The 25,281-nt window shown below is 57.4% G+C and carries 26 protein-coding genes and 1 pseudogene; 14 read left to right on the plus strand and 13 right to left on the minus strand.

The genetic code is table 11. The features are described from left to right. Positions 1-21: 21 nt before the first annotated feature. A complete protein-coding gene (locus tag D9K61_RS21045; RefSeq protein WP_120635638.1) occupies positions 22-1,017 on the minus strand; it encodes a hypothetical protein in 996 nt (331 codons plus the stop codon). Positions 1,018-1,162: 145 nt separating this feature from the next. Here D9K61_RS21045 and D9K61_RS21050 point away from each other — a divergent pair, with 145 nt between their 5' ends. The 4 genes from D9K61_RS21050 to preA all read left to right on the plus strand — a co-directional run bounded on the left by D9K61_RS21050 (position 1,163) and on the right by preA (position 5,493). Then, positions 1,163-1,795 carry a cupin domain-containing protein gene (locus D9K61_RS21050; protein WP_120635167.1) on the plus strand — a complete coding sequence of 211 codons (633 nt, stop codon included), beginning with the start codon at positions 1,163-1,165 and terminating at the stop codon, positions 1,793-1,795. A 158-nt stretch (positions 1,796-1,953) separates the two neighbouring features. Then, on the plus strand, positions 1,954-3,288 hold the full coding sequence (locus D9K61_RS21055; protein WP_120635168.1) for an NAD(P)-dependent oxidoreductase: 1,335 nt from the start codon (positions 1,954-1,956) through the stop codon (positions 3,286-3,288). A gap of 43 nt (positions 3,289-3,331) precedes the next feature. Beyond that, positions 3,332-4,168, plus strand: coding sequence for a methyltransferase domain-containing protein (locus D9K61_RS21060; protein ID WP_120635169.1), 837 nt, complete (start codon positions 3,332-3,334; stop codon positions 4,166-4,168). A gap of 20 nt (positions 4,169-4,188) precedes the next feature. After that, entirely contained in the window at positions 4,189-5,493 is a 1,305-nt protein-coding gene (gene preA, locus D9K61_RS21065) for an NAD-dependent dihydropyrimidine dehydrogenase subunit PreA (protein WP_120635170.1), read from the plus strand. Between the two features lie 51 nt (positions 5,494-5,544). Here the strand turns inward: preA and D9K61_RS21070 are convergent, their stop codons facing one another. Next, on the minus strand, positions 5,545-6,153 hold the full coding sequence (locus D9K61_RS21070) for a TetR family transcriptional regulator C-terminal domain-containing protein (protein ID WP_120635171.1): 609 nt from the start codon (positions 6,151-6,153) through the stop codon (positions 5,545-5,547). 170 nt (positions 6,154-6,323) lie between these two features. Between D9K61_RS21070 and D9K61_RS21075 the strand changes: the two genes are divergently transcribed. From D9K61_RS21075 to D9K61_RS21120, 10 genes are all read left to right on the plus strand, one after another. Beyond that, positions 6,324-7,574, plus strand: coding sequence for a Zn-dependent hydrolase (locus tag D9K61_RS21075; RefSeq protein ID WP_120635172.1), 1,251 nt, complete (start codon positions 6,324-6,326; stop codon positions 7,572-7,574). 92 nt (positions 7,575-7,666) lie between these two features. Beyond that, positions 7,667-9,121 carry a dihydropyrimidinase gene (gene hydA / locus D9K61_RS21080; protein ID WP_120635173.1) on the plus strand — a complete coding sequence of 485 codons (1,455 nt, stop codon included), beginning with the start codon at positions 7,667-7,669 and terminating at the stop codon, positions 9,119-9,121. Positions 9,122-9,176: 55 nt separating this feature from the next. Continuing rightward, positions 9,177-9,974 carry an ABC transporter ATP-binding protein gene (locus D9K61_RS21085; protein WP_120635174.1) on the plus strand — a complete coding sequence of 266 codons (798 nt, stop codon included), beginning with the start codon at positions 9,177-9,179 and terminating at the stop codon, positions 9,972-9,974. Then, positions 9,974-10,405, plus strand: coding sequence for a GNAT family N-acetyltransferase (locus tag D9K61_RS21090; RefSeq protein WP_120635175.1), 432 nt, complete (start codon positions 9,974-9,976; stop codon positions 10,403-10,405). Before D9K61_RS21085 ends, D9K61_RS21090 begins: the two co-directional genes overlap by 1 nt. Then, on the plus strand, positions 10,402-11,319 hold the full coding sequence (locus D9K61_RS21095) for an ABC transporter permease (protein WP_120635176.1): 918 nt from the start codon (positions 10,402-10,404) through the stop codon (positions 11,317-11,319). The genes D9K61_RS21090 and D9K61_RS21095 overlap by 4 nt, the downstream gene beginning before the upstream one ends. Continuing rightward, positions 11,316-12,161 (plus strand): ABC transporter permease, encoded by an 846-nt coding sequence (locus D9K61_RS21100; protein ID WP_120635177.1) that lies wholly within the window; start codon positions 11,316-11,318, stop codon positions 12,159-12,161. Before D9K61_RS21095 ends, D9K61_RS21100 begins: the two co-directional genes overlap by 4 nt. 62 nt (positions 12,162-12,223) lie before the next feature. Beyond that, positions 12,224-13,213 (plus strand): ABC transporter substrate-binding protein, encoded by a 990-nt coding sequence (locus D9K61_RS21105; RefSeq protein ID WP_120635639.1) that lies wholly within the window; start codon positions 12,224-12,226, stop codon positions 13,211-13,213. A gap of 154 nt (positions 13,214-13,367) precedes the next feature. Then, the gene (locus D9K61_RS21110; RefSeq protein WP_120635178.1) at positions 13,368-14,081 is read left to right on the plus strand and encodes an ABC transporter permease; all 714 of its coding nucleotides are present in this window, start codon (positions 13,368-13,370) and stop codon (positions 14,079-14,081) included. Then, a complete protein-coding gene (locus tag D9K61_RS21115; RefSeq protein ID WP_120635179.1) occupies positions 14,074-14,808 on the plus strand; it encodes an ATP-binding cassette domain-containing protein in 735 nt (244 codons plus the stop codon). The genes D9K61_RS21110 and D9K61_RS21115 overlap by 8 nt, the downstream gene beginning before the upstream one ends. A gap of 21 nt (positions 14,809-14,829) precedes the next feature. Then, positions 14,830-15,648: a substrate-binding domain-containing protein gene (locus D9K61_RS21120; protein WP_120635180.1), complete on the plus strand. Its 819-nt coding sequence runs from the start codon at positions 14,830-14,832 to the stop codon at positions 15,646-15,648. 12 nt (positions 15,649-15,660) lie between these two features. Here the strand turns inward: D9K61_RS21120 and D9K61_RS21125 are convergent, their stop codons facing one another. The 11 genes and pseudogenes from D9K61_RS21125 to D9K61_RS21170 form a co-directional block, all read right to left on the minus strand. Next, on the minus strand, positions 15,661-16,533 hold the full coding sequence (locus D9K61_RS21125) for a helix-turn-helix transcriptional regulator (RefSeq protein ID WP_120635181.1): 873 nt from the start codon (positions 16,531-16,533) through the stop codon (positions 15,661-15,663). Further along, positions 16,534-16,659 (minus strand): hypothetical protein, encoded by a 126-nt coding sequence (locus D9K61_RS27715; RefSeq protein ID WP_256386773.1) that lies wholly within the window; start codon positions 16,657-16,659, stop codon positions 16,534-16,536. 13 nt (positions 16,660-16,672) lie between these two features. Further along, positions 16,673-17,935 carry a c-type cytochrome gene (locus D9K61_RS21130; RefSeq protein ID WP_120635182.1) on the minus strand — a complete coding sequence of 421 codons (1,263 nt, stop codon included), beginning with the start codon at positions 17,933-17,935 and terminating at the stop codon, positions 16,673-16,675. Further along, entirely contained in the window at positions 17,936-19,135 is a 1,200-nt protein-coding gene (locus tag D9K61_RS21135; protein WP_120635183.1) for a formate dehydrogenase subunit gamma, read from the minus strand. 27 nt (positions 19,136-19,162) lie between these two features. Continuing rightward, positions 19,163-19,513, minus strand: a complete 351-nt coding sequence (locus tag D9K61_RS21140) for a putative quinol monooxygenase (protein ID WP_120635184.1) — start codon at positions 19,511-19,513, stop codon at positions 19,163-19,165. Between the two features lie 110 nt (positions 19,514-19,623). Next, positions 19,624-20,217, minus strand: coding sequence for a formate dehydrogenase FDH3 subunit beta (gene fdh3B / locus D9K61_RS21145; protein WP_120635185.1), 594 nt, complete (start codon positions 20,215-20,217; stop codon positions 19,624-19,626). 12 nt (positions 20,218-20,229) lie between these two features. Further along, the gene (locus D9K61_RS21150) at positions 20,230-23,124 is read right to left on the minus strand and encodes a formate dehydrogenase subunit alpha (RefSeq protein WP_120635186.1); all 2,895 of its coding nucleotides are present in this window, start codon (positions 23,122-23,124) and stop codon (positions 20,230-20,232) included. Between the two features lie 105 nt (positions 23,125-23,229). Then, positions 23,230-23,418 (minus strand): ubiquinol-cytochrome c reductase iron-sulfur subunit N-terminal domain-containing protein, encoded by a 189-nt coding sequence (locus D9K61_RS21155; protein WP_120635187.1) that lies wholly within the window; start codon positions 23,416-23,418, stop codon positions 23,230-23,232. Between the two features lie 57 nt (positions 23,419-23,475). Continuing rightward, positions 23,476-24,087: a molecular chaperone gene (locus D9K61_RS21160; protein ID WP_120635188.1), complete on the minus strand. Its 612-nt coding sequence runs from the start codon at positions 24,085-24,087 to the stop codon at positions 23,476-23,478. 4 nt (positions 24,088-24,091) lie between these two features. Further along, positions 24,092-24,670, minus strand: a complete 579-nt coding sequence (locus D9K61_RS21165; protein ID WP_120635189.1) for a DUF3306 domain-containing protein — start codon at positions 24,668-24,670, stop codon at positions 24,092-24,094. Next, a pseudogene (locus D9K61_RS21170) lies at positions 24,667-25,221 on the minus strand (DUF3305 domain-containing protein). Before D9K61_RS21170 ends, D9K61_RS21165 begins: the two are co-directional and overlap by 4 nt. Positions 25,222-25,281: the final 60 nt, after the last annotated feature.

Below are 25,281 nucleotides of genomic sequence, written 5' to 3' on the forward strand. Positions count from 1 at the left end.
CGCTTGCGCACAACGATCCTATCAGCGCATCCATAAACCTTTGCTTTTGATCCTGTTGCGAAAGACCTGTTCGCGTTTTGGCAGATTATCCTGATCGAACATTTCGCGAATTTTCTTACCTTTGCCCTGAACCACCAGCTTTTTTAAAGGTTCGTAGTTTTTTAGAACTTTCTTCACTTTGTTCGGTGCCACTACCGTTTCCAGTACCTCGATCACATGATCGCTTTCGCGGGCGTAAAGCAGGGGAAACAGGCGATAGTGACAGCTGACCGAACCATCCAGCAAGCCATCGGGCAGGGCATCACGCCCGCCATCAAAAGAATGGATGACCAGGGGCAGGGCTGCCTGGTCCAGCCACGGGTTAAGATTCTGTCCAACCAACTCGGGTATACCTTCGTTGCGGATTGCCAGAGCGTATTCCAAAAACCGCTCTCCGAACTGACGTGGGCATTTATAGAAGAAAAACCCCGCATTGAAATACAGGTATCGACGCCAGTGATCATACGGCTGGCTGGTGTCCAAAGAGCTTTCGAAATCCAGCCCGAAACGGTGGTAGAGTGCATGCCAGATCCCGTCAAACCCGGGCCCGTAAAGGGTTGGCTTGGGCCACGTTCCTTCGACCTTTAACGACGCGCCGGGGCGGTCGAAATCAAATGGCACAGTATTCAGATCGCCCGTGATCAGAGTGTCGGTATCAAAGAAAACAAACGGTTCCCCTTCGGGCATGGCCAGAAGCGCTTCGATCTTGTTGCCATAGGGGTAGCTTTCACCGAAGACGTGAGAGTCAAATGGTAATATCTCGGCATCCAGTTGACCCAATACCTTTAGAACATCTTCGTTTTGAAGGCTTGGGTTCTGGTTCCAGCGCGGTCCTGGATTGGGCGTGGCGACGTACAGTTTCCCTTCGAATCCGGGTGACGAATACCTCAGGGATGCTGCAAACAATACCGCTTCGTATTGCAAGCGGTTGTTTTGCCCAATGACAACGATGTTGAATTTCTGCGTAGGTGCCTGCATTCCCGCCCGATCCTGTTGGGGGTCTGTTTTCCGACCCCCTATCATCGGAATTACAGTAAGCAACAAGGGGCGTCAAAAGATGTTGGTTTGAATTTCGCTCAAACCAACCCATTTTGGGACAAGACGACTGTTCAGGAGAGAGACGATGCGGGTCAATGCAGACTTCACCAAGCGTGTTGCGGTCCATTTTAATGAGACTGATTGGGTAGCGTCTCCCGCAACCGGGGTAGAACGAAAGATGCTGGACCGGATCGGAGACGAGGTTGCGCGTGCGACCACCATCGTACGGTTTGCCCCCGGCAGTGCCTTTGCCGCGCATACGCATGATGGCGGAGAGGAGTATTTGGTTCTGGACGGCGTGTTTCAGGATGAAAGCGGAGATTTCCCAGTCGGCAGCTATGTTCGCAACCCGCCGACCACGTCGCACAGCCCATCAGCGACGGCAGGCGCGACGATTCTGGTCAAGTTGCACCAGTTCGATCCGCAAGACCGAACAGAAGTCCATCGCTCGATCAACGGTGACGATGACCTGCACCTGTTCGAGGATGCCCATGAAGATGTACGTATTCAAACCTGGCACGCCGGTGAGGTCGTGCAATTGGATGCCGATCAGGGGCTGGAAGTCTTTGTCGTCGACGGCAGTTTTGCTGAAGGAGAGGAAGAATTCGTTGCCTGGGACTGGCTGCGCCTGCCGCCGGGAACGCAGTCTCAGGCCGTCGCTGGCGAGGGCGGAGCACGTGTTTGGGTCAAATCCGGTCACCTGAGCAGCATGGTTTGAGCTAACATCCGCACGAAATTCAGGCAAATTTCGCGTGAATCCGGGTCTGTAGCCCGGATTTTTCATTTTTTGACCATTTGGCAAATTTTACCAATTGATAAAAAATGAGAATGTGGCAAGCTGATGCCACAACAAACATATCTACAGGGAGTAGAGTGATGGCACAGGGCCAGATGGCACCCGGCATTGTCTCCGGGCGGCTTTCCAGCGATGAGCTGACCTCAAATTTCGCCGATCTGCATGCGCCGCTGGCGCCGCACGAAGCTGCGGTTGCGGCTGATCGCTGTTATTTTTGCTACGACGCGCCATGTATCACGGCTTGTCCGACGGATATCGATATACCACTTTTCATTCGCCAGATTCAGGCAGGTCAGCCACAGGCTGCTGGGCGCACAATCATGGAGCAGAACATTCTGGGTGGCATGTGCGCCCGCGTGTGTCCGACAGAGACACTGTGCGAAGAAGCCTGCGTCCGCGAAGCAGCCGAAGGTAAACCGGTTGAGATCGGACGCTTGCAGCGCTTTGCCACCGATGACCTGATGACTACGGGTGAACATCCTTTCGAACGCGCGCCGGTGACCGGTAAGACGATCGCGGTGATTGGGGCAGGGCCTGCGGGCCTGGCCTGTGCGCACCGTTTGGCGATGTTGGGCCATGACGTGGTGATCCACGAGACCAAGCCCAAGCCCGGCGGCCTGAACGAATATGGGATCGCGGCCTATAAATCGACCAATGATTTTGCCCAGGCCGAGGTTGATTGGCTGCTGAAGATCGGCGGTATCGCAATCGAGACTGGATCGATTCTGGGTGAGACGATCTCATTGGAGGGGCTGCAGGCAAACTATGACGCGGTATTCCTATCCATTGGACTGGCGGGGGTGAACGCTCTGCGGTCGCAGGGTGCCGAGAAAGACGGCGTGCGGCATGCCGTCGATTTTATCTCGGACGTGCGGCAGGCGTCAGATCTGGCACATCTCCCAGTCGGGCGTAACGTCGTGGTGATCGGCGGTGGAATGACAGCCGTAGACGCGGCCGTGAAATCCAAGCTTCTGGGCGCAGAGCAAGTGACGATTGCTTATCGTCGCGGTCGCGACGCGATGGGAGCGAGCCGGTACGAACAGCACCTTGCAGCCTCGCATGGGGTGCGGATCATGACCAACGTTCAGCCAGTTGCAGTCCATGGAAATGGCGCCGCGGCAGAGATCGAACTTGAGTACACATCCAGCCAAGACGGACAGTTGTCGGGGACCGGAGAAACCATCCGGGTGCAGGCGGATCAGGTCTTCAAGGCGATTGGTCAGACGCTGGAAGGCGCGCCGGAAGGGTTGACGCTGGACGGAAACAAGATCGCTGTCAGCGGTGCAGGGCGAACGTCGATTTCTGGTGTCTGGGCGGGCGGAGACTGTGCTGCAGGCGGGGAAGACCTGACCGTGACAGCAGTTGCCGAAGGCCGGGACGCCGCGATGGACATCAACGCAATGCTTGTTTCGTGATAGGGTGAGACATCAAACTCTCCCATATCGCTGAGGTACCCTCATGTCCCAGATCGAAGATGCAGTTGCTCAACATTACACAACCGGTGCCCTGACAGAACGGGTGCGCGAAGCCTTGCAGGCCAGTGGCGTTGATCCTGATGCGGCGACGGTTGCGGACCTGAAGGCTGGTGATGAGTTCCACACTGGCGGGGTTGCGGCGACGGATCATTTGTTTGCCCAACTCGCACCAACCCACGCCACGCGCGTGCTGGATATCGGCTGCGGCATTGGTGGTACGTCGCGGTACGTCGTGGATCATTACGACTCGAACGTCACCGGCGTTGATCTGACACCGGAGTTTGTCGAGACGGCGATTGCGCTTAGCGACCTTGTGGGCCTGTCACAAAAGATGACCTTTGTGGTAGGCAGTGCGTTGGATCTGCCAGTTCCGGATGCAGGTTTCGACCTGGCCGTGATGTTGCATGTCGGCATGAATATCGATGACAAGGCCGGGCTGTTTTCCGAAGTGTCGCGCGTACTCGCCACAGGCGGAACCTTCGCGCTGTTTGATGTTATGGGTGGGTCCGTTGACGAACCGCTGGCGTTCCCATTGCCCTGGTCGACGCTGCCTGAAACGTCATTCGTCGACGCGCCTGACGTTTACAAAGACGCGGCGGCAGCTGCGGGCATGGAACTGGTCGCAGAAAACGATCGCACAGAATTCGCGATCGCATTTTTCCAAGAGGTTTTTGCACGCGTTGCCGAAAGCGGACCAGCGCCGCTGGGTATCCATCTGATGATGGGTGAGACAGCGCCTGAGAAATTCCAAAACTATGTCGCAAACCTTGAAGCCGGGCGCATTCGCCCGACGGAAATGATTTTCAAGAAAACCGGCTGAGGAGCCGGGAAGGAGTACCCATGGCCAATCTGACAACTGACTTTCTGGGAATTTCCAGCCCTAACCCATACTGGCTGGCCTCGGCACCGCCGACCGACAAGGAATACAACGTCCGCCGCGCCTTCGAGGCCGGATGGGGTGGTGTCGTCTGGAAAACTCTGGGGTCCGAAGGGCCGCCGGTCGTAAACGTGAACGGTCCGCGTTATGGGGCCATTTACGGCGCGGATCGTCGGTTGCTGGGTCTCAACAACATTGAACTGATCACGGACCGACCGCTTGAAGTGAACCTTGAAGAAATGGCCCGCGTGAAAGCCGACTACCCGGATCGCGCGCTGATCGCTTCGATCATGGTGCCGTGCGAGGAAGAGGCGTGGAAAGCCATCCTGCCGCGCGTCGAAGAAACCGGGGCGGACGGGATCGAATTGAACTTTGGCTGCCCCCACGGGATGAGCGAGCGCGGTATGGGCGCCGCCGTCGGGCAGGTGCCGGAATACATCGAGATGGTCACCCGGTGGTGCAAAAAATACTATGATCGGCCGGTCATCGTGAAGTTGACGCCTAATATCACCGATGTTCGTAAACCAGCCGCCGCAGCCAAGAATGGTGGTGCGGATGCGGTATCGCTGATCAACACGATTAATTCGATCACCAGCGTCGATCTGGACACCTTCAGCCCCGAGCCTTCGATTGACGGAAAGGGCAGCCATGGCGGCTATTGCGGTCCGGCGGTCAAGCCGATTGCGTTGTCGATGGTGTCCGAGATCGCCCGCGATCCTGAAACGCATGGTTTGCCGATTTCTGGCATCGGTGGCGTGACCACTTGGCGTGACGCGGCAGAGTTCATCTCGCTGGGCTGCGGCAATGTTCAGGTCTGCACGGCGGCCATGACATATGGTTTCAAGATTATTGACGAACTGACTGCTGGGCTGTCTGAATGGATGGATGAAAAAGGTTATTCCAACGTCTCTGAAGTTGTCGGGCGCGCGGTTCCGAATGTGACGGACTGGCAGTATCTGAACCTCAACTACATCGCCAAGGCGAAGATCGATCAGGATCAATGCATCAAATGCGGGCGGTGCTACGCGGCCTGCGAGGACACCAGTCATCAGGCAATTGCAATGTCACCTGATCGCGTGTTTGAAGTGATCGATGAAGAATGCGTCGCCTGTAACCTCTGCGTGGATGTGTGCCCGGTCGAGGGGTGCATCTCGATGGTGCCGATGGATGCAGGTGAAGTTGATCCGCGCACAGGAAACGTTGTGCAGCCAGAATACGCCAACTGGACGACGCATCCCAACAACCCAATGGCGAAAGCTGCTGAGTGACGGGATCCACTATGAATACTCGACAAAAGGGGCCGGTTCACGGCCCTTTTTTCATGGGGTGAGGAGCTTTCGGTACAAGGTATCAATGAACGGTTCAGCACCTTCAAATGGATCTTCATCCCCAAGGATTGCCCGGACTTGCACGTCAAAATCAGCGTAATGCTGCGTCAGCGCCCAGATTGAGAAGATCAGGTGATGGGGGTGAAGACGAGCAATCTTTCCCTGGTCCATCCAATGGGTCAGGATCTTGGATTTCTCATCGACCAAAACCCTCAGGTCATTCGACAATGCCTCGTGAATGCGCGGCGCGCCCTGCACCAGTTCGTTGGCGAACAGGCGGCTTTCCCTTGGTAACTCGCGACTCATCTGAAGCTTGCGATGAATGTAGGACAGGATTTCCTGCAGCGGGTCTCCGGTTTCATCCAGATCATGTAACGGGGCAAGCCAGACCTCAAGCAAGCCGGATAGCAAGGCAGTGTGGATCGCCTCTTTCGACGGGAAGTAATACAATAGGTTTGGCTTACTCAGACCTGCTTCAGCCGCAATCTGGTCTACGGTTGCACCGCGAAATCCATGCGCTGAAAACACGTTCAGGGCGGCCTCGATAATCGCGGCGCGATTCTTTTTCTGTATTCGGGTCGGTGCGCGGTCTTTGGGCATGTTTCCAGCGTGTCTCTTTTTCCGTCAAGCAGGTACGAAATACGCCGAAAATTTCGGCTGTGTCGCGCAATTTCTTGACTGATGTCGAACCCGTGATAGCGTGAGTTTGACCAGATGGTCAAATCAAGACACCAAAAGCGAGCCAAATCGCAAGCAACAGGGGAAAGACTATGGCAGCTCCGGCGCAGAATCTCAGGATCAATGGCGACAGGCTATGGGATAGCCTGATGGAGATGGCCAAGATCGGCCCCGGTGTTGCGGGCGGGAACAATCGCCAGACATTGACAGATGATGACGCCGAAGGGCGCACGCTGTTCCAGAAGTGGTGCGAGGACGCTGGATGCACAATGGGTTTGGACCAGATGGGCAACATGTTTGCCCGGCGCGAAGGCACCGAGCCTGAGGCTTTGCCGGTCTATGTCGGATCGCATCTGGATACGCAGCCGACCGGCGGGAAGTATGACGGTGTGCTGGGGGTACTGGGCGGATTGGAGATCATTCGGACCCTTAACGATTTGGGCATCAAGACGAAACACCCGATCATTGCGACCAACTGGACTAATGAAGAGGGCACGCGCTATGCCCCGGCTATGTTGTCTTCGGGCGTCTTTGCCGGCATGCACACGCAGGATTGGGCCTATGACCGCGAGGATGCCGAGGGGAAAAAGTTCGGCGATGAGTTAAACCGGATCGGCTGGCGCGGCGATGAAGAGGTTGGCGCACGCAAGATGCACGCTTTTTTCGAGCTGCATATTGAACAAGGGCCGATCCTTGAGGCCGAAGAAAAGGACATCGGTGTCGTCACGCACGGGCAGGGCCTAAGCTGGACGCAAATCACCATCACCGGCAAGGATGCACATACCGGGTCAACTCCGATGCCGATGCGTAAGAATGCTGGTCTGGCGATGGCACGGGTCTTGGAGAAAGTGGATGAAATCGCGTGGTCCCACGCGCCGCATGCTGTTGGTGCGGCCGGGCATATCGATGTCTATCCGAATTCGCGTAACGTCATTCCAGGCAAGGTGGTGTTCACGGTCGATCTGCGGTCGCCTGATCTGGACGTGATCACGGATATGGAAAACAGACTGCACGTCGCGGCAGAAGACATCGTCGAAGAAATGGGTTTGCAGATCGAGTTCGAGAAGGTTGGCGGGTTTGATCCCGTGACGTTCGACGAGACATGCGTGGCTGCAGTGCGCAGCGCTGCAGAGCGGTTGGGCTATTCCCATACCGACATCATCTCGGGCGCGGGGCATGATGCATGCTGGATCAACCGGGTGGCGCCGACGGCAATGGTCATGTGCCCGTGCGTCGATGGGCTGAGCCATAACGAGGCCGAAGAGATTAGCAAAGACTGGGCCACAGCTGGGGCGGATGTCCTGTTTCATGCCGTCGTCGAAACGGCAGAGATTGTAGAATAGGGGGCGCTGCCCCCGTCGCCCTTTGGGCGACTCCCCCGGGATATTTCTGGCCAGATGAAGCGAGCGGCGCAGACCGCATCAGGGAGTTGAAAATGAGCACTGTGATCAAGAACGGAACCGTCGTTACCGCCGACCTGACATATAAAGCAGATGTTATGGTCGAAGGCGGCGTCATCACCGAAATAGGGCGGGATCTGAAAGGTGACAAGGAACTGGATGCCACGGGCTGTTACGTGATGCCCGGAGGGATCGACCCGCACACGCATCTGGAAATGCCGTTCATGGGCACCTATTCCAGTGATGATTTCGAAAGCGGAACACGCGCGGCGTTGGCGGGCGGGACCACGATGGTGGTCGATTTTGCCCTGCCGAACCCGGGCGAGAGCTTGTTGGACGCCCTGAAGCGCTGGGACAACAAATCGACGCGTGCGAATTGCGATTATTCGTTTCATATGGCCGTGACCTGGTGGGGCGAACAGGTGTTTGATGACATCAAGACGGTGATCGAGACACGCGGCATCAACACATTCAAGCATTTCATGGCTTACAAAGGCGCGTTGATGGTCAATGATGACGAGCTTTACGCGTCGTTTCAACGGTTAGCCGAACTCGGCGGGATCGCAATGGTTCATGCCGAGAATGGTGATGTGGTTGCCGAGCTAAGTGCGAAGTTGCTGGCCGAAGGCAATAGCGGGCCTGAGGGACACGCCTATTCCCGTCCGCCACAAGTAGAGGGTGAGGCGACCAATCGGGCCATCATGATCGCCGATATGGCGGGTGTGCCGCTGTATGTCGTGCACACGTCCTGCGAGGATTCGCATGAGGCCATCCGCCGCGCACGGATGCAGGGTAAGCGGGTGTGGGGCGAGCCATTGATCCAGCATCTGACACTGGATGAAAGCGAATACTTCAACCAGGATTGGGATCATGCGGCGCGGCGCGTAATGTCGCCACCCTTCCGGAACAAACGGCATCAAGACAGCCTGTGGGCTGGATTACAATCCGGGTCGCTAAGTGTCGTGGCCACGGATCACTGCGCCTTTACGACCGAACAGAAACGCTCTGGTGTTGGGGACTTCACAAAGATACCGAACGGCACCGGAGGTCTGGAGGATCGGATGCCGATGCTGTGGACACATGGGGTGGATACCGGACGGCTGACACCGAACGAGTTTGTCGCTGTCACCTCAACTAACATCGCCAAGATATTGAATTGTTATCCGAAAAAGGGCGCGGTTCTTGTTGGATCAGATGCGGATATCGTTGTCTGGGATCCTGAGAAATCCAAGACGATCAGCGCAGATAACCAGCAATCTTCGATCGACTACAACGTGTTTGAGGGCAAGGAGATCAAGGGCCTGCCACGGTTCACCCTGACACGTGGACAGGTCGCGGTGCATGACGGTGAGGTTCGCACGCAAGAAGGACATGGTGATTTTGTTGCGCGCGAGGCAAACACGCATGTAAACAAGGCGTTGAGCACATGGAAAGAGCTGACCGCGCCGCGACCGGTTGAGCGGTCTGGAATACCGGCAACAGGCGTATGATGTGCACGGGTCGCATATCTTGCGACCCTAAGCCAACTCTTTTCAAGGCAATGGAATGAATACTGAAAGCACGACCCAGCCTGTCATCGAGGCGAGGCAACTGGACCTGACGTTCCAGACGAATGATGGCCCTATTCATGCACTGAAAGATGTGGGTCTGACGATCAACAAAGGTGAGTTTGTCAGCTTTATTGGGCCGTCTGGGTGCGGCAAAACCACTTTCTTGCGTTGCATTGCTGCCCTCGAAACGCCCACAGGCGGATCGTTGACTGTTAACGGCATGACCCCTGATGAAGCGCGTCGGAACCGCGCCTATGGTTATGTGTTTCAGGCTGCGGGTCTTTACCCATGGCGGACCATTGCCAAGAACGTCAAACTGCCGCTTGAGATCATGGGGTACTCGGCTGCGGAGCAAGAAGAGAGGGTCAGGAACGTCCTCGAACTTGTTGATCTAGAAGGGTTTGGCGGGAAATTTCCGTGGCAGTTGTCTGGGGGTATGCAGCAACGCGCCAGCATTGCGCGTGCGCTGGCATTTGATGCTGACATTCTTCTCATGGACGAACCTTTTGGGGCGCTGGATGAGATTGTGCGCGATCACCTGAACGAGCAACTGCTGGCTCTTTGGGCGCGCACTGAAAAGACCATCGGGTTCGTTACGCACTCGATCCCAGAGGCGGTCTACCTGAGCACCAAGATCGTGGTGATGAGCCCGCGGCCGGGGCGTATCACCGATGTGATCGACAGCCCACTGCCCAAGGAAAGGCCGCTGGATATTCGGGATTCGCCGGAGTTTATCGAAATCGCCCACCGCGTCCGCGAGGGTTTGCGTGCCGGGCACGGAGATGACGTCTGATGGGAAGCGTCGACATAAGAAGAGCGACGCAGGATGATGTTTCGGCCTGTGCGCATGTCATCTCGACGTGGGCAGCACAGACTGATTGGATGCCGGACGAGCTGCCAGAGGACGTGATGGCGGGTTTGATCCGTGAGGCTTTTCCAAGCCGGGAAATATGGGTCGCTGGCGATCCGGTGGATTGTTATATGTCTGTTGACCCCAAGGGTCATAAAGTCGGTGCTCTGTACTGTCTGCGAACCGGAAGGGGGATCGGTAAGCAATTGTTAGACAAAGCGAAAACAGGTCGCAACTACCTTTGGTTGACGACCCATGAGCCAAACAAATCGGCGCAAAAATTCTATCGACGCGAGGGGTTCAAGGTGACGGGAACGGAACCACCAACGCCGCCCGAGACGCTGCCGGTTGTTCGGATGGAGTGGCGCGCATGAAGCAAGTCGTTGCAGTCCTAACCGTGATCGCCGCGATTGTCGCGCTTTGGTATGGCTCCTGTGTTCCCATGAACATCAAAGGCGTTCTGACGGAACTGGAACGCGGCGGGGCCGAAGTGCAGCCGCCGTCGGCTAAAGAGCGTCGGGATATGAGCGAGATTGGTTTGACGCTGAACAACAGCTTCGCCATTCCGGCCACATGGGCGCAAGACCGTCCGCGTCTGCCTGCACCGCATCAGGTCGCGGTAGAACTGTGGGAGACGACGATACTGAAGAAGATCACCTCTAAACGGTCCCTGATCTACCACGCTTGGGTCACGCTCAGCGCGACAATGCTTGGTTTTGCGATAGGCACAGGGCTCGGCATTCTGTTGGCTGTAGGGATCGTGCATAGCCGAGTGATGGACCTGTCAGTCATGCCCTGGGCTATCGTCAGTCAAACCATTCCGATCATTGCGTTGGCGCCGATGATCATCGTGGTTTTGTATTCGGTGGGCATTCAGGGGATTATTCCCAAGGCGGTGATTTCGGCCTATCTGAGCTTTTTTCCTGTCGTCGTTGGGATGGTAAAAGGCTTGCGGAGCCCGGATGCAATGCAACTTGATCTTCTGCAGACCTATAGCGCAACCAAAGGGCAGGGGTTCTGGAAACTGCGTCTGCCCGCGTCGATGCCTTACCTGTTCACGTCGCTGAAAATCGGTATCGCGGCGTCCCTTGTTGGCGCGATTGTAGGAGAGCTGCCAACTGGCGCTGTCGCAGGGCTGGGTGCGCGGTTGTTGGCGGGCAGCTATTATGGCCAGACAGTTCAGATTTGGTCGGCCCTTTTTGCCGCGGCTATCCTGGCTGCCTGTCTGGTCGGTGTGCTGAGTGTCCTTGAGCGCAATATTCTCAGACGGATGGGGATGGCGCAATGATACTTGTTTTTTGTGCCTTCGGAGTGTGGATACTGGGTTGGTGGTTGAACAGCCGACTGGCCAGCGGACCATATGCCGACACAAGGGTGGTGCGATTTCTGGCGCCGATGATCTTTGGTGCGACCGTCATTTTGATCTGGGAATTGCTTGTGAATGGGCTTGAAGTGTCCTTGGTTATTCTGCCGGCGCCGTCGGTGATCTGGGATCGCTTCTGGGATAGTTTGCCGATCCTCTGGGCGGATTTTGTGCAGACGATCATCAAAGGGGCGTTCAGTGGCTACATCATCGGCTGTGGTGCGGCATTCCTGATGGCGATTGCAGTGGATCGCTGGGATTTTCTACGCCTTGGCTTACTGCCGGTTGGCAATTTCGTGGCGGCCTTGCCGATCGTCGGGACCGCGCCCATTCTGGTGATGTGGTTCGGGTTCGACTGGCATTCCAAGGCAGCCGTGGTGGTGGTCATGGTTTTCTTCCCCATGTTGGTGAACACTGTTGCCGGGTTGCGCGAGGCCACGACCATGCAGCGCGACCTGATGGAGACCTATGCAGCAAGCTATTGGCAGAGCTTCCTGAAACTTCGCCTGCCTGCCGCGATGCCGTTCATTTTCAACGGGTTGAAGATTTCCACCACTCTGGCGTTGATCGGCGCTATCGTGGCAGAGTTCTTTGGCTCGCCCACGTTGGGTATGGGGTTTCGGATATCGACCAGCGTCGGGCAATTGTCGCTCGACATGGTCTGGGCCGAGATTGTTGTGGCTGCACTGGCCGGCACGGCGTTTTATGGTCTGGTCGCCATGATCGAAAAGGCGGTGACCTTCTGGCATCCATCGCAACGCGGATAATAAGGGAAAGACTTCAACAGATCCCGATAACGGGGCGCAATTAGCAACTAGGAGAAATGAAGATGAATAAGCTACTCAGCGGGGCGGTTGCCGCCTTTAGCCTGGCCGCCAGCGCAGCGCTTGCTGCGGATGAGGTGACGTTACAGCTCAAGTGGGTCACGCAAGCGCAGTTCGCAGGCTACTACGTGGCCAAGGACAAAGGCTTCTACGAGGAAGAGGGGCTGGACGTCACCATTCTGCCCGGTGGACCCGACATTGCGCCAACACAGGTGATCGCGGGCGGTGGGGCTGACGTGACCGTCGAATGGATGCCTGCTGCTTTGGCCGCGCGGGAAAAAGGCCTGCCTTTGGTCAATATCGCGCAGCCGTTCAAAAGCTCGGGCATGATGCTGACCTGCTGGAAAGACGCCGGGATTGCAGAACCCGCGGACCTCAAGAACCGCACGCTGGGCGTCTGGTTCTTTGGCAACGAATTCCCGTTCATGAGCTGGATGAGCCAGTTGGGCATCGACACCGGCGGCAAGAGCGAAAGCGGTGTTGAGGTATTGAAGCAGGGCTTTAACGTCGATCCACTACTGCAGCGTCAGGCCGATTGCATCAGCACCATGACCTATAATGAATACTGGCAGGTCATCGACTCGGGTGTTGCGCCAGAAGAACTGGTGACGTTCAAATACGAGGACCAGGGCGTCGCGACCTTGGAAGACGGCTTGTATGTACTTGAGGAAAATCTGAGCGATGCAGCCTTTGTCGGTAAGATGGAGCGCTTCGTTCGTGCCTCGATGAAGGGGTGGAAATACGCCGAAGAAAACCCGGATGAAGCGGCTGATATCGTGCTGGAGAATGACGAAACCGGTGCGCAAACCGAAGAGCATCAGAAACGCATGATGGGCGAGATTGCCAAACTGACGGCAGGTTCAAACGGCGCGTTGGACCCTGCAGATTTTGAACGCACCGTGGGCACTTTGCTTGCAGGTGGTTCGGATCCGGTGATCACCAAGCAGCCTGACGGTGCCTGGACCCATCAAGTCACGGATGCGGCACTGAACTAAAGCATCCCTTAGCAACGTAGATGAACGCGGCCCAATCCGGGCCGCGTTTTTCGTTCACAATGTCGGATTTGCGCCTGTACTTGGGTAGAGAATGCGCTAGTATTTCAATGAAATTATTAGCATTTCGTACGAAAGAGGGCATCAAGCGTAGAAAATGCATGATTTTGCATCAGAATTCAGCAAGGCGCTATCTCTGATCTTCGAACGAGATTCAGAGCTCTGGTCGATCGTGCTTTTGTCTCTGCGTGTTTCCATGTTTGCAGTGCTGATTTCTGCGATTATCGGTATGCCTGTCGGGGCGGCGTTAGCTGTTGCACGGTTTCCGGGCCGACGTGTGCTGATTGTGTTGATGAACACACTGATGGGGCTCCCGCCCGTGGTTGTGGGCCTACTGGTTTATCTTTTGCTGTCGCGGTCTGGACCGCTCGGTGTGCTTGAGCTGCTGTACACACCAACCGCCATGATCCTCGCCCAAGTGGTTCTGGTCACGCCTATTATCGCCGCGTTGACGCGTCAGGTGACCGAGATGCTGGCCGAGGAGTACTCCGAACAACTCAGGTCTTTGGGGGTGTCCCGGTTGTCCTCGGTCCCTGTATTGTTGTGGGACGCGCGCCTTGCGCTTGTCACGGCGCTGTTGGCTGGTTTCGGACGCGCAATTGCGGAAGTCGGCGCGGTGATCATTGTCGGCGGCAATATCAACCACGTCACCCGTGTCATGACCACGACCATTGCGCTGGAAACTTCCAAAGGCAATCTGGCGCTGGCGCTGGCCCTTGGTGCGATCCTGATTGGCATTGCCGTGGCCGTGAACGCGATGGTCAGTACGCTAAGCCTGCGGGCCGAGCAGGAAGGATTGCGTCATGCGTGATCTGGTATCAGAAATGACGACGTCTCTGCAGGCACGTGAATTGCAAATTCAGAGCAATGGCAAAACACTGTTGGATGTTCCCGAACTAACGTTGGACGGCCCAGGCCCCACTTTGATTCTGGGCCCAAACGGGTCGGGCAAAAGCCTTTTGTTGCGCTGCCTGCATGGGTTGATCACACCGAACCGGGGGCAGGTGGCGCAGGATGGCACCTTGCTCAACTCGGATCACAAGGCCCGTCAGGCTATGGTGTTTCAACATCCGGTGTTGTTGCGGCGATCAGTGGCGGCCAATCTGGACTTTGTTCTAAAACGGCAGGGGTTTGGTTGGACAGCCCGCAAGCGACGGATTGTTGAGCTGTTGGCCGAAGGCGGCCTGGAAGGCAAATCGCGACAGCCTGCCCGATCGCTTTCAGGTGGTGAGGCGCAGCGCCTTGCGATACTGCGCGCACTGGCCCTGAAGCCGGAAACTCTGCTGCTGGACGAGCCCACAAGTGCACTTGATCCGGGCGCTACGCAGATGATCGAAAGGATGGTTCTGCGCGCGTCGACTCGAGGTGTGCGGATCGTGATGGTAACGCATGATATCGGACAGGCACGTCGGTTGGCGGCGGATGTGGTGATGATGCAGGCGGGGACTGTCGTTGAACATGGTCCTGCGAAGCAGGTTCTGGTTGCGCCAAAATCCGAAGCATCCCGCCGCTATTTGGCAGGCGGATTGATTACTTAAAACAAAGAGACGGAGAGTTTGATGTTCCGGGATTGCATTCGGGCAGCGTTGGTAACCCTTGGGCTGGTGGCTGGGCCTGTTTGGGCAGAGGAGCCTTTCATTGTGGTCCAATCCACAACCTCCACCCAGAACTCGGGCCTGTTGGATTTCATTCTGCCGGGGTTTGAGGCGGAAACCGGCATCGAAGTGCGTGTCGTTGCGGTCGGAACCGGTCAGGCCATCAAAAATGCCGTCAATGGCGACGGTGATGTCTTGCTGGTGCATTCGAAACCTGATGAGGAGAAGTTTGTGGCCGACGGCTGGGGGGTCGAGCGGTTTGACCTTATGTATAACGATTTCATTTTGGTTGGCCCCAAGTCCGACCCGGCCGCGATTGGGGAAGGGTCTGACATACTCAGTGCTTTGCCCGCGATCAAAGCCGCTGAAGCGCCTTTTGTCTCGCGCGGGGATGACAGTGGAACGCACAAAGCCGAGGTGGGTCATTGGGCCGCTGCTGGCGTTGATCCGACCGACGCATCTGGCACTTGGTATAGGGAAACCGGATCCGGGATGGGCGCCACTTTGAACGTGGCCAGCGGAATGGATGCTTATGCCCTGACCGACAGGGCAACATGGTTGTCTTTCGGCAACAAAGGCAGCCTTGAGATCTTGGTGGAAGAAGATCCGCGCCTGTTCAATCAATATGGCGTGATTCTGGTCAACCCTGAAACGCACCCGCACGTACGAGCAAATGCCGGGCAGCGGTTTGTCGATTGGCTGATAGGACCGGACGGGCAGGCGGCGATTGCAGCCTACACGCTGGAGGGGCAGCAGGTTTTCTTTCCAAACGCCGGTGACTGAACAAAGCTGTTTTTATCCGCTGGCGCCGTTGTGGTGTACGTCCCCCATGTGCGTCAGGTCATAGCCGCCAAATTCAGCAGATCTCTGTGCAAACTGATCAGATTGCATGAAACCTAGCAGCTTTTGCATCGGTGGATCAAAATAAGCGCGCCGCCAGATCGCCAGGTCGAGCCGTTCAGTGTGGGTTGACACAAAGCCCAACCCGTACAGCTCCGCCAACGCACCCAAGCCAAACCCGGCATCAGCTTTTTTGTCGTGAAGGGCAACGGCGAGTTCTTCTTCGGTGCGGGCGCAGGTGGGCAGGGTCTCTAGATCGTCTCGTGTCATACCATGCGCCTCAAGCTGCGCATCAAACAGCCGCTGGCTGGCGGCGCTGTTCTGGCGCAATATGACCCGGCGGGCTTTGAGATCGTCGAATCCCACGATATCCGAGACACCGGGTGCCAGCAGCAATCCGCGTTCTCTTCGGGCTACTTCGTACAGAACCACCGGTGCTTCGCCGAGCTCATCGCGCAAGGATTGAGTGTTAAAGCCGTGTTCCTCGTGGATGTGCAGGGCTGCAGCCTGAGCAGTGCGTGCGCCGAGGCGGCTTAACCCGTCGAACGATCCGTCATAATAGGTGGCCAAACCTGATCCACTTTCACGCAGCGCCCAGTCCAGCAAAGGGTCGTGACTGCCTGCGACGATCGGGGGCAGGGGCGGTTCTGCCACCTGCGGACCCGAGCGTGAGGCATTGAGCCAGGCGATGACTTCGGCCCGGGGAAACAACAGTTTGCCCATGGCGCGGACACAAGGGATTTCGCCGGATGAGGCAAGGTCATAGGCCTTCCGCTCGCCAATGCGTAGCAGATCGGCCAGTTCCCGGGTGGTCAGGTATTCCGACATTCAGTCGAGGCGCACGGCAGAGCCAGAGCCCGCATCTGCCGCACTGAACCCGATCTGATCCAGCGCAAACGGCGCTGCAACTGTGATGACGGCCATCGCCGCGATTGCGGTGAGAAAGGCTTTCATGATCTCCTCCGGTTCAGTTTCGGTCTGCCGTTGCGCGGCGCAGAAAGGCGATCAGATCGGCCCGGTCCTGCGGTTGGGCAATCCTTTGCATCGGCATTTTCGACCCCGGAATGTAATGGTCCGGGCCCTCGTCGAAAAGGGCATTTATCGTCTCGTCATTCCAAATGATATCAGAGTCTTGCAGCGTATCCGAGTACAAATATCCCGGCAGCGTTCCGGCTGGCCTCCCAAAGACACCATGGAGGGTCGGACCCGCGCGCCTGTCGCTGTCCGGGCTCAGGCCGTGACATATCGAGCATTTGCGGGCGAATTGCCGCTCCCCATTCCCCATCTCATCGGGGTTCTTCAAAAAACTTGGTTCCGCCGACGCCATTTGTTCCTGATCCGACAGGGTGGTGACAGGCCAGCTGTACATGGCCTCATCAATGCCGCCCGCGTGAAGGTTCGCACCATCGACGGAAAAGGCGAGCGCCCAAACCGGGCCTCGCAGTGTCGCCCGGAAATCCTGAACGATGCGCCATTCGACAGTGTCGATGACCATGATGTAACCCTCGCCATCCCCGACGGCCAAGAGGCTTCGGTCCGGGCTGAGGGCCAGCGCCAGGATCGGGCGCCGGTCCAATGTGAAATCGCGGTCTCCCCCGGCTTCCAGATCAAGGATACGGGTCACGCCATCGACGGCACCATAGGCAATCCAATTGTCTTGCGCATTTAAAACAAGCTCATTGATGCCGAAGCCATGTTCCACCAATCGGTTCGTTTCTTGCCCGTTGGCCACATCCCAAATGCGCAAGGCTCCGTCCATTCCGGCCGAGTACAACTGTGATCCATCGGGTGAAAACACCACAGCATTAACGCCACTTCCGGTTGAACCAAGCATTTTTGGATCGGACCCATCCACCGGCCACAGACCAATTGTTCCATCCCAGCTTGCAGTAGCGACATGGGTTGTCGAGGCGGCCAGACCGACAATCTTGCCTTTGTGTCGACCGACGATCTCACCTCCCGGCCAACGGCGCAGGGTGAAATCATCCCCGGCAGAGTAGATGGCGGTGCCGTTGAAGGCGACCGAATTCACCGCGGCCTCATGCCCTTCCAGCCATTCCGGCGTCTGCCCGGTCCATAGTCCGACCGAATTGTCAAAACTGGCAGTTGCAATGCGTCCATCAGGTGCAGTGGCGATCCCCATTATCGGTCCGCCATGCCCTTTCAGAGTAAAGAACTCTGCCCAGGCGGGCAGGGGCAGCAGTGCCAATGCCACTACCAATCCCCGCATCTATTCAGCGGGCGAGGCCGCCGCCTTACCGGCCTCTTTTTCCTGAACTTCCTCAAGCCACAGCGAATGATGTTCGCGGGCCCATTGTTCTTCGACTTCTCCAGTGCCCATGGCATCAAATGCGCCTTCCATGCCAACTGATCCAAGATAGATATGGGCAAGAATGATGGCGATGAAGGCATAGGCCACCATGACATGCCAGAGTTGGGTATATTGCATTTCTTCCTGCGGTGACATCTGCACGGGAAGGTTCAGACCCAGCATTTGGGGCAGACCGGTCGCGTTGGCGATTGAGAATGTTTTGGCAAACAGCGGCATCTCGAACGGGAACAGCAGCGATAGTCCCGACAGGCTGATCGATACGCCCAGCAGGATGCACAACCAGAAAATGATCTTTTGCCCAGCATTGAATTTCTTGGCTGGCGGGTGGCTGTTCTTGGTGAACAATCCGCCACCCGCAGCCAGCCATTTCACGTCAGTCCGGTTGGGGATGTTATGCGCAATCCAGTTCACGGTGACGATCACCAGCCCCAGCATGAACGCCCAGGCGAGGTTATTGTGCAACCATTTGCACCCTTGCGCGATCATCGCAAAGCCTTCCTTTCCGAAGATTGGGATCAGGAAATCTCGGCCATACAATGTTAGCAAGCCCGTAACGCCTAGGACAAGGAATGACCCGGCAAACAACCAATGGCCGAACCTTTCGTAGCCGTTAAAGCGAGTCACTGTCCGCCCGGTTTTCTCGCCATCAATTCTGATCTTCCCGCGGATCAGGAAAAACAGCAGCAAGACAACGAGCATTCCGCCCAGAATATACGTTCCGTATTCACGCAGGGGGCCGGTGCGAAAGTTCAGCCACCACATGCCGCCGTCTTGGATCAGAACGCTAGCGGCGGGTCCTCGCGCCGAGACTGTTACGTCCGCTGAGCCAAACCTGAGTTCGCGATAGAGATCGCTGTCCGAGGAAACGCCACGAGGACTCAACTGGCCGAGCAAACCCTCAACATTGCCCTGCCCGGTGTTCTCAGACCGAAAGCTGTTGTCCACCTCTTCGCCACGTTGGCGCGCCAAAATGTCTTCCAGGGTGGTTGCGCCACCTGTAACGCCACGGTGAGTTTCATCAGGGACGCCCGCGCTTTCCTGAGCCCATGCGAAACTGGCCAGGAAAATTGGTATCAGTAGCAACTGGATCAGGCGCATCTGTCAAAACTCCTGTGTCATCCGGATTTAACGGTCAAAGCCGCCGACTTGCTCATGAAATACTGCACCGACCGGCGTAAGAGCCGCGCGCAGGTCGTCTTTTGCGGGTCCGTAGACGTCCAACTGAGTCGGAGTGAGAATTGCAAGGAACCGATCAGCGAAGTTTGTACCGAAGTTCTGCATATGGGTCATCGCGTCGTCAGAACTGGCGTACCGTTCAAAGATATGAATTGCCGATCCGCTTCGATGCCATTCATATGATTTCGCGCCACTTTCGTTCAGTGTCGCGGTGACCATTTCTGCCATCAGCGCATCAAAGGCCGCATCCTGATCTGTTTGCAGGTCAAGCTTTAGCAGCCAGTAAATATGTTCAGTCATGAGGTGCTCCGATCAGATTGGTCACGCCCAATTTCGTCCGACCGTTTTATTCTGGCCAAACAGAGGCGGTCCCGCGAACGATCTCACGGAACCGCCTTTTGAGAGACAGCTCAGCCGTCTTTCTGGTCATAGGCGGTGCCCCAGCCCCATGCACCCGAGCCAAACCCGCGCGCCACAACGCGTTCGCGGTAGATGGCCGACACCACATCGCCGTCACCGGCGAGCAGGGCCTTGGTGGAACACATTTCGGCGCAGATGGGCAGTTTGCCCTCGGCGATCCGGTTGCGACCATATTTGGCGAACTCTGCGGTCGAGTGCGTTTCCTCGGGGCCACCGGCACAGAAGGTACATTTGTCCATCTTGCCGCGTGATCCAAAGTTGCCCGCCTGCGGGTATTGCGGCGCGCCAAACGGGCACGCGTAGAAGCAATAGCCGCAGCCAATGCACAGGTCCTTGGAATGCAGGACGACCCCTTCTTCGTTCTGATAGAAGCAGTCGACCGGACACACCGCCATGCAAGGCGCATCCGAGCAATGCATGCAGGCCACCGAAATCGAGCGTTCGCCCGGGTCACCGTCATTGATCGTCACCACCCTGCGGCGGTTCACGCCCCACGGCACCTCGTGTTCGTTCTTACACGCGGTTACGCAGGCGTTGCATTCGATGCAGCGTTCAGCGTCGCAGAGAAACTTTGCTCTAGCCATTTGTCGTCCTCCTTACGCTGACCAGATCTTGCAGAGAGTCGCTTTGGTCTCCTGCATCTGTGTCACTGAATCATAGCCATAGGTCTGGGCGGTGTTCGAACTTTCACCCAAGACATAGGGATCGGCGCCGGCGGGGTACTTGTCCCGCAAGTCCTGTCCCTGGAAATGGCCGCCAAAGTGGAACGGCATGAAGGCCACGCCAGAACCGACCCTGTTGGTCAGCATTGCCATCACTTTGACCTTGCCGCCCTCGGGGCCTTCGACCCAGACCTGCGACCCATCACGAATACCAAGGTTGTTGGCGTCGCGCGGGTTGATCTCGACGAACATGTCCTGTTGCAGCTCAGCCAACCACGGGTTCGACCGGGATTCTTCGCCGCCGCCCTCATATTCGACCAGACGACCTGACGTTAGGATTATCGGGTAATCCTTTGAAAAGTCGTTCTTTTGGATCGAAGCATACAGGGTGGGTAGGCGATAAGCTTGACGGTCCTCGTAGGTCGGATAGTCCGCCACCAGATCGCGCCGGTTCGTATAAAGTGGTTCGCGATGCAGTGGGATCGGATCCGGGAAGGTCCAGACAACCGCGCGGGCTTTGGCGTTCCCGAAGGGCGCACAGCCATGCTCGATTGCAACCCGCTGAATACCGCCAGACAGGTCGGTCTTCCAGTTGGTCTCTGGTCCTGCAATGGCGTCAATAACCGCGCGTTCCTCGGCGGTCAGATCGCCGTCCCAACCAAGGTCCATCAGCATTTGCATCGTAAATTCCGGATAGCCATCCTGAATTTCCGAGCCCACGCTATAGACCCCTTCGGCCAGCAGGTTGTCGCCGTCACGTTCCACGCCGAAACGCGCGCGGAAGGTCAGGCCGCCTTCGGCCACCGGTTTGGACATGTCATATAGGTTTGGTGTCCCCGTATGACCCATCTCTGCCGTCCCCCAACAAGGCCACGGCAAACCGTAATACTCACCGTCGTTCGGGCCGCCAATCGCCTGCAGCGTTGTTCTATCGAACGTGTACTGGTTGGCCATATGGCTTTTCAAACGCTCTGGAGACTGACCTGTATAGCCGATGGTCCAGAGGCCCGAGTTGAACTCACGCGTGATGCTTTCAACATTCGGGGTTTCGGCGTCGTCCATTTCAATATTGCGGAAGAATCGATCCGCCCAGCCGAACTTGTTGGCGAACTTGGCCATGATGACCTCGTCCGGCAGGCTTTCGAACAGCGGATCCACCACTTTGTCGCGCCACTGCAGCGACCGGTTCGAGGCCGTGACCGAGCCACGGGTTTCGAACTGCGTACAGGCCGGCAACAGGTACACGCCATCCGTCCGGTCATGCAGAACGGCGGAAACAGTGGGATACGGGTCGATTACCACCAGCATGTCCAGCTTTTCCATCGCCGTCTTCATTTCCGGCCCCCGCGTTTGCGAGTTCGGCGCGTGGCCCCACAGAACCATGGCGCGGACGTTGTTGTCTTGATCCATGTTCTCCGGGTCTTCCAGAACACCATCGATCCAGCGAGAGACCGGGATGCCGCGTTCATTCTGCAGCGGTTTGTCCTTGCCTTCCTTGTCCTTGATCGAGGCGAACTGGCCAGCCAACCATTCGGGTTCTTCTCCCCAAACGCGTGCCCAATGCCCCCATGCACCTTTCGACAGGCCGTAATAGCCGGGCAGGGTGTGGGACAGAACACCAAGGTCCGTCGCGCCCTGCACATTGTCATGGCCGCGGAAGATGTTGGTGCCACCACCCGAGGTGCCCATGTTGCCAAGCGCGAGTTGCAACACGCAATATGCGCGGGTGTTGTTGTTGCCGTTGGTGTGCTGCGTTCCACCCATGCACCAGATCACCGTACCTGGACGGTTGTTGACCATCGTCCGGGCCACGCGCTTCAGCTGCGATCCAGGTACGCCGGTGACGCGCTCGGTTTCTTCCGGCGTCCAGTTGGCGATCTCTTCACGGATCTGGTCCATGCCCCAGACGCGGGTGCGGATGAACTCTTTGTCCTCCCATCCGTTGTCGAAGATATGCCACAGCATCCCCCAGATCAGCGCCACATCGGTGCCGGGGCGGAAGCGGACATATTCATCGGCATGCGCTGCGGTGCGGGTAAAGCGCGGGTCGCAGACGATCAGCGGCGCGTTGTTCTGCTCTTTCGCGCGCAGAACATGCAACAGCGAGACGGGGTGCGCCTCGGCCGGGTTGCCGCCGATGATGAAGATGGCCTTTGAATTATGGATGTCGTTGTACGAATTGGTCATGGCGCCGTAGCCCCATGTGTTCGCAACACCCGCAACAGTGGTCGAGTGGCAGATACGGGCCTGATGGTCCACGTTGTTCGTGCCCCAATAGGCGGCGAACTTGCGGAACAGATAAGCCTGTTCGTTGTTGTGCTTGGCGGACCCCAGCCAGTAAACGCTGTCGGGGCCAGACTCTTCGCGGATGTTCATCATGCCGTCGCCGATCTCGTTGATCGCCTCTTCCCAGCTGATGCGCTTCCACTCGCCGCCTTCCTTTTTCATCGGATACTTCAGGCGGCGTTCGCCATGGGCGTGCTCGCGGACCGAGGCCCCCTTGGCGCAATGTGCACCCAAGTTGAATGGGCTGTCCCAACCGGGTTCCTGCCCGATCCAGACGCCGTTCTGCACTTCGGCGACGACGGTACAGCCGACAGAACAATGGGTGCAGACTGATTTGATATTTTCGACGGCCTGATTGGCCGCTGTCTGGGCGCTGGCTGGCGTCACGGTTCCACCCGTAGCGCTGATCGCGGCAAGGCCACCGATCGTCAGGCCCGATCCGCGCAGGAACGCGCGGCGATCGACGGTTTTCTCGCCGACCTGGGACAGGATACTTGTCCGCTGGGGGCGTCTCGCAACCCCGTTGGTCTTTTTCCTAAGCATTTCTTTCCTCCCTTGCTGGCCATGTGAGCCATGGCTGGCTTGGTACTTGTCGAAACCGACGTCAGGGCCAATCGCAACCGTCTGTCGGGTATGACGCCGTCCGGTTCAGAACCGGGCGCTGTCCAGATATGCGCGCGTGTGCGCGGTGTCCTGCATGCGGGTGTCGTCCGTCGGCAGCTCTGCTGCTTCGGCCTCTCCGCTCAGGCTGACTGCGGCAACGGCAGCGGGCGCTGCGGTTCCGGCCAGTTTGAGGAAGTCGCGGCGCGTGGTGCCTTCTTCCTTGGTCTTGCTCATGGGGGTCTCCTTTCCCATTTGCGGTGTGGCACCTTTTGGGCACCGGTGAGTGGCGGGCTATGCCGCCGTCATTCGAAACGCCTCACGCTCGATCTCCATAAAGACCCGACCAGCGGTGCCGACCGAGGCATAGAGAATCGAGTTTTCAGCGGCTTCCAAATCCGAATAGAAATGCGCGGCCCAAGGGCCGATATGTTTGTTCCAGAACGCTTTTTGCTCATCCAACGAAGCGGGGGCGCCAAAGCGGCCCACGATCATCCCGGCCATCATCTCCATCAGCGAGGCGATGTTGTCTTCGGGTTCGAACACATTCTGGGCGCGTGTAATGCCTCGTGCGGCCATGTCGTTGCGTAGCTGCGCCAGAGGTTTCTCGTTCAGGAAGCCAGTCAGGTAGAAACTGGCATAGGGCAGCAGCTCACCGCGCCCAAGACCGATGAACAAGGTGTTGAATTCGCGTTCAGCCGCTGGCGGTTTGGTCACCTTGGCAACGCGGGCCATCGCCTGGATGGCCTGACCAAGATCGGTTTCGTCCCCAGACAACCCGGCCATCTGGTTCAGCAACATCTGATCGGGGGGAGCTGAGAGCAGCAATCCGAGAAAATTGTAGAAATCCGCGCGCAGGCGATCCTCGGCCGAAACCTCAAGATGTTGCGCGTTGTTTGCGGTCATTTCGTTATCCTTCAAACTCAAATGTCATGCGACGAGGGGCGGGGGTGATCTCAGCCTCTTCAATCTCATCCGTCTGCGCCAACTCGACCGTTTGCGCAGGTGGCGCAGGGTCAAGGGGTGCATCTTCTTCTATGTCCAGCGGCTTGGGGTCTGCGTCGACTTCGTCGTCGCTTTTGTTCTCCGCTGCGGCCAGGGCTTCGATATGGGCCAGCATACCTTTGCCAACCTGATAGGCGGTCTGCAGGTTTTCGACCACGCAGGCGGCGTCAGTGTAATCCTCGCCGTAATCCACCAGCCCATCGACATTGGCCAGAACAGGGTTCAGCCGCCATAACCGGCGCAGCGCGCGGCGCCGCAGTCGGTCAGGCACAGCCTTGGCCATAAAGCCTGAGACATCGTCACCTGCTTGCAGTTGGTCCGGATCAGGAAGGTCGAGCTCTGCCAGTATCTCGGCATCTGTCTTTTCGTCCAGCTCGGCCTGATGGGCGGCTACAACCTGCGCCTCGACAGTTGCGTGCTCTGCTTCAACCTCAGCCTGAACGGCAGCCTTGCGGCGGGACCAGAAATCGCGGGCCTCGCTCATTGCACGACCCGCCGCGGTGCGCGGAACACGTCCGAGTCCTGTCGGATACGCGCGTCCCCTTTGCCGTCTTCAACAAGGTCCGTCCGTTTCTTGTCGCGTTAGCGCTTGACGAAAACCTCATCGCGGTGATGTTCCACGGCGAAATCCCGAACCCAGGCGATCAGGCCTTCGGACATCGGGATCTTCTCTACAATCTCTTCGCCGGTATCAGCATAATCCTGACCTTCGAACGGAGAGGCTGTGATCAAAACTGCGTCCATCGGTCGCTCACCATTTATCTCATCCCGCAGGACCAGATAGATCGAAGGCTGCCCGTCAGAAAGGTTGACCATATAGGCCTCAGCCTCGTCAGCCCAAAGCACCAGTGGCAGTGTGGCGGCATGGTATTCGATGGCGTCGCCTTCGCGCCGCAACTCCTGCCAATCGGCAGGTCCGGCGCCGGGCAATGCGGCAACTGCGCGCCAACACCATTTAGCCCAGCGGGTCACGCCGGGTGTTTTGCGCACGATGACGCCAACAGGCATTTCGATTTGGCTTGCGGCTTTTGCCACGCATCCTCCCCGGAAGGCTCTCCCCAGCCTTCCCCTGCGTCCACTATGGTACACAAAATG

The organism is Ruegeria sp. EL01, from assembly GCF_900313035.1.
Taxonomy (GTDB): Bacteria; Pseudomonadota; Alphaproteobacteria; order Rhodobacterales; family Rhodobacteraceae; genus Ruegeria.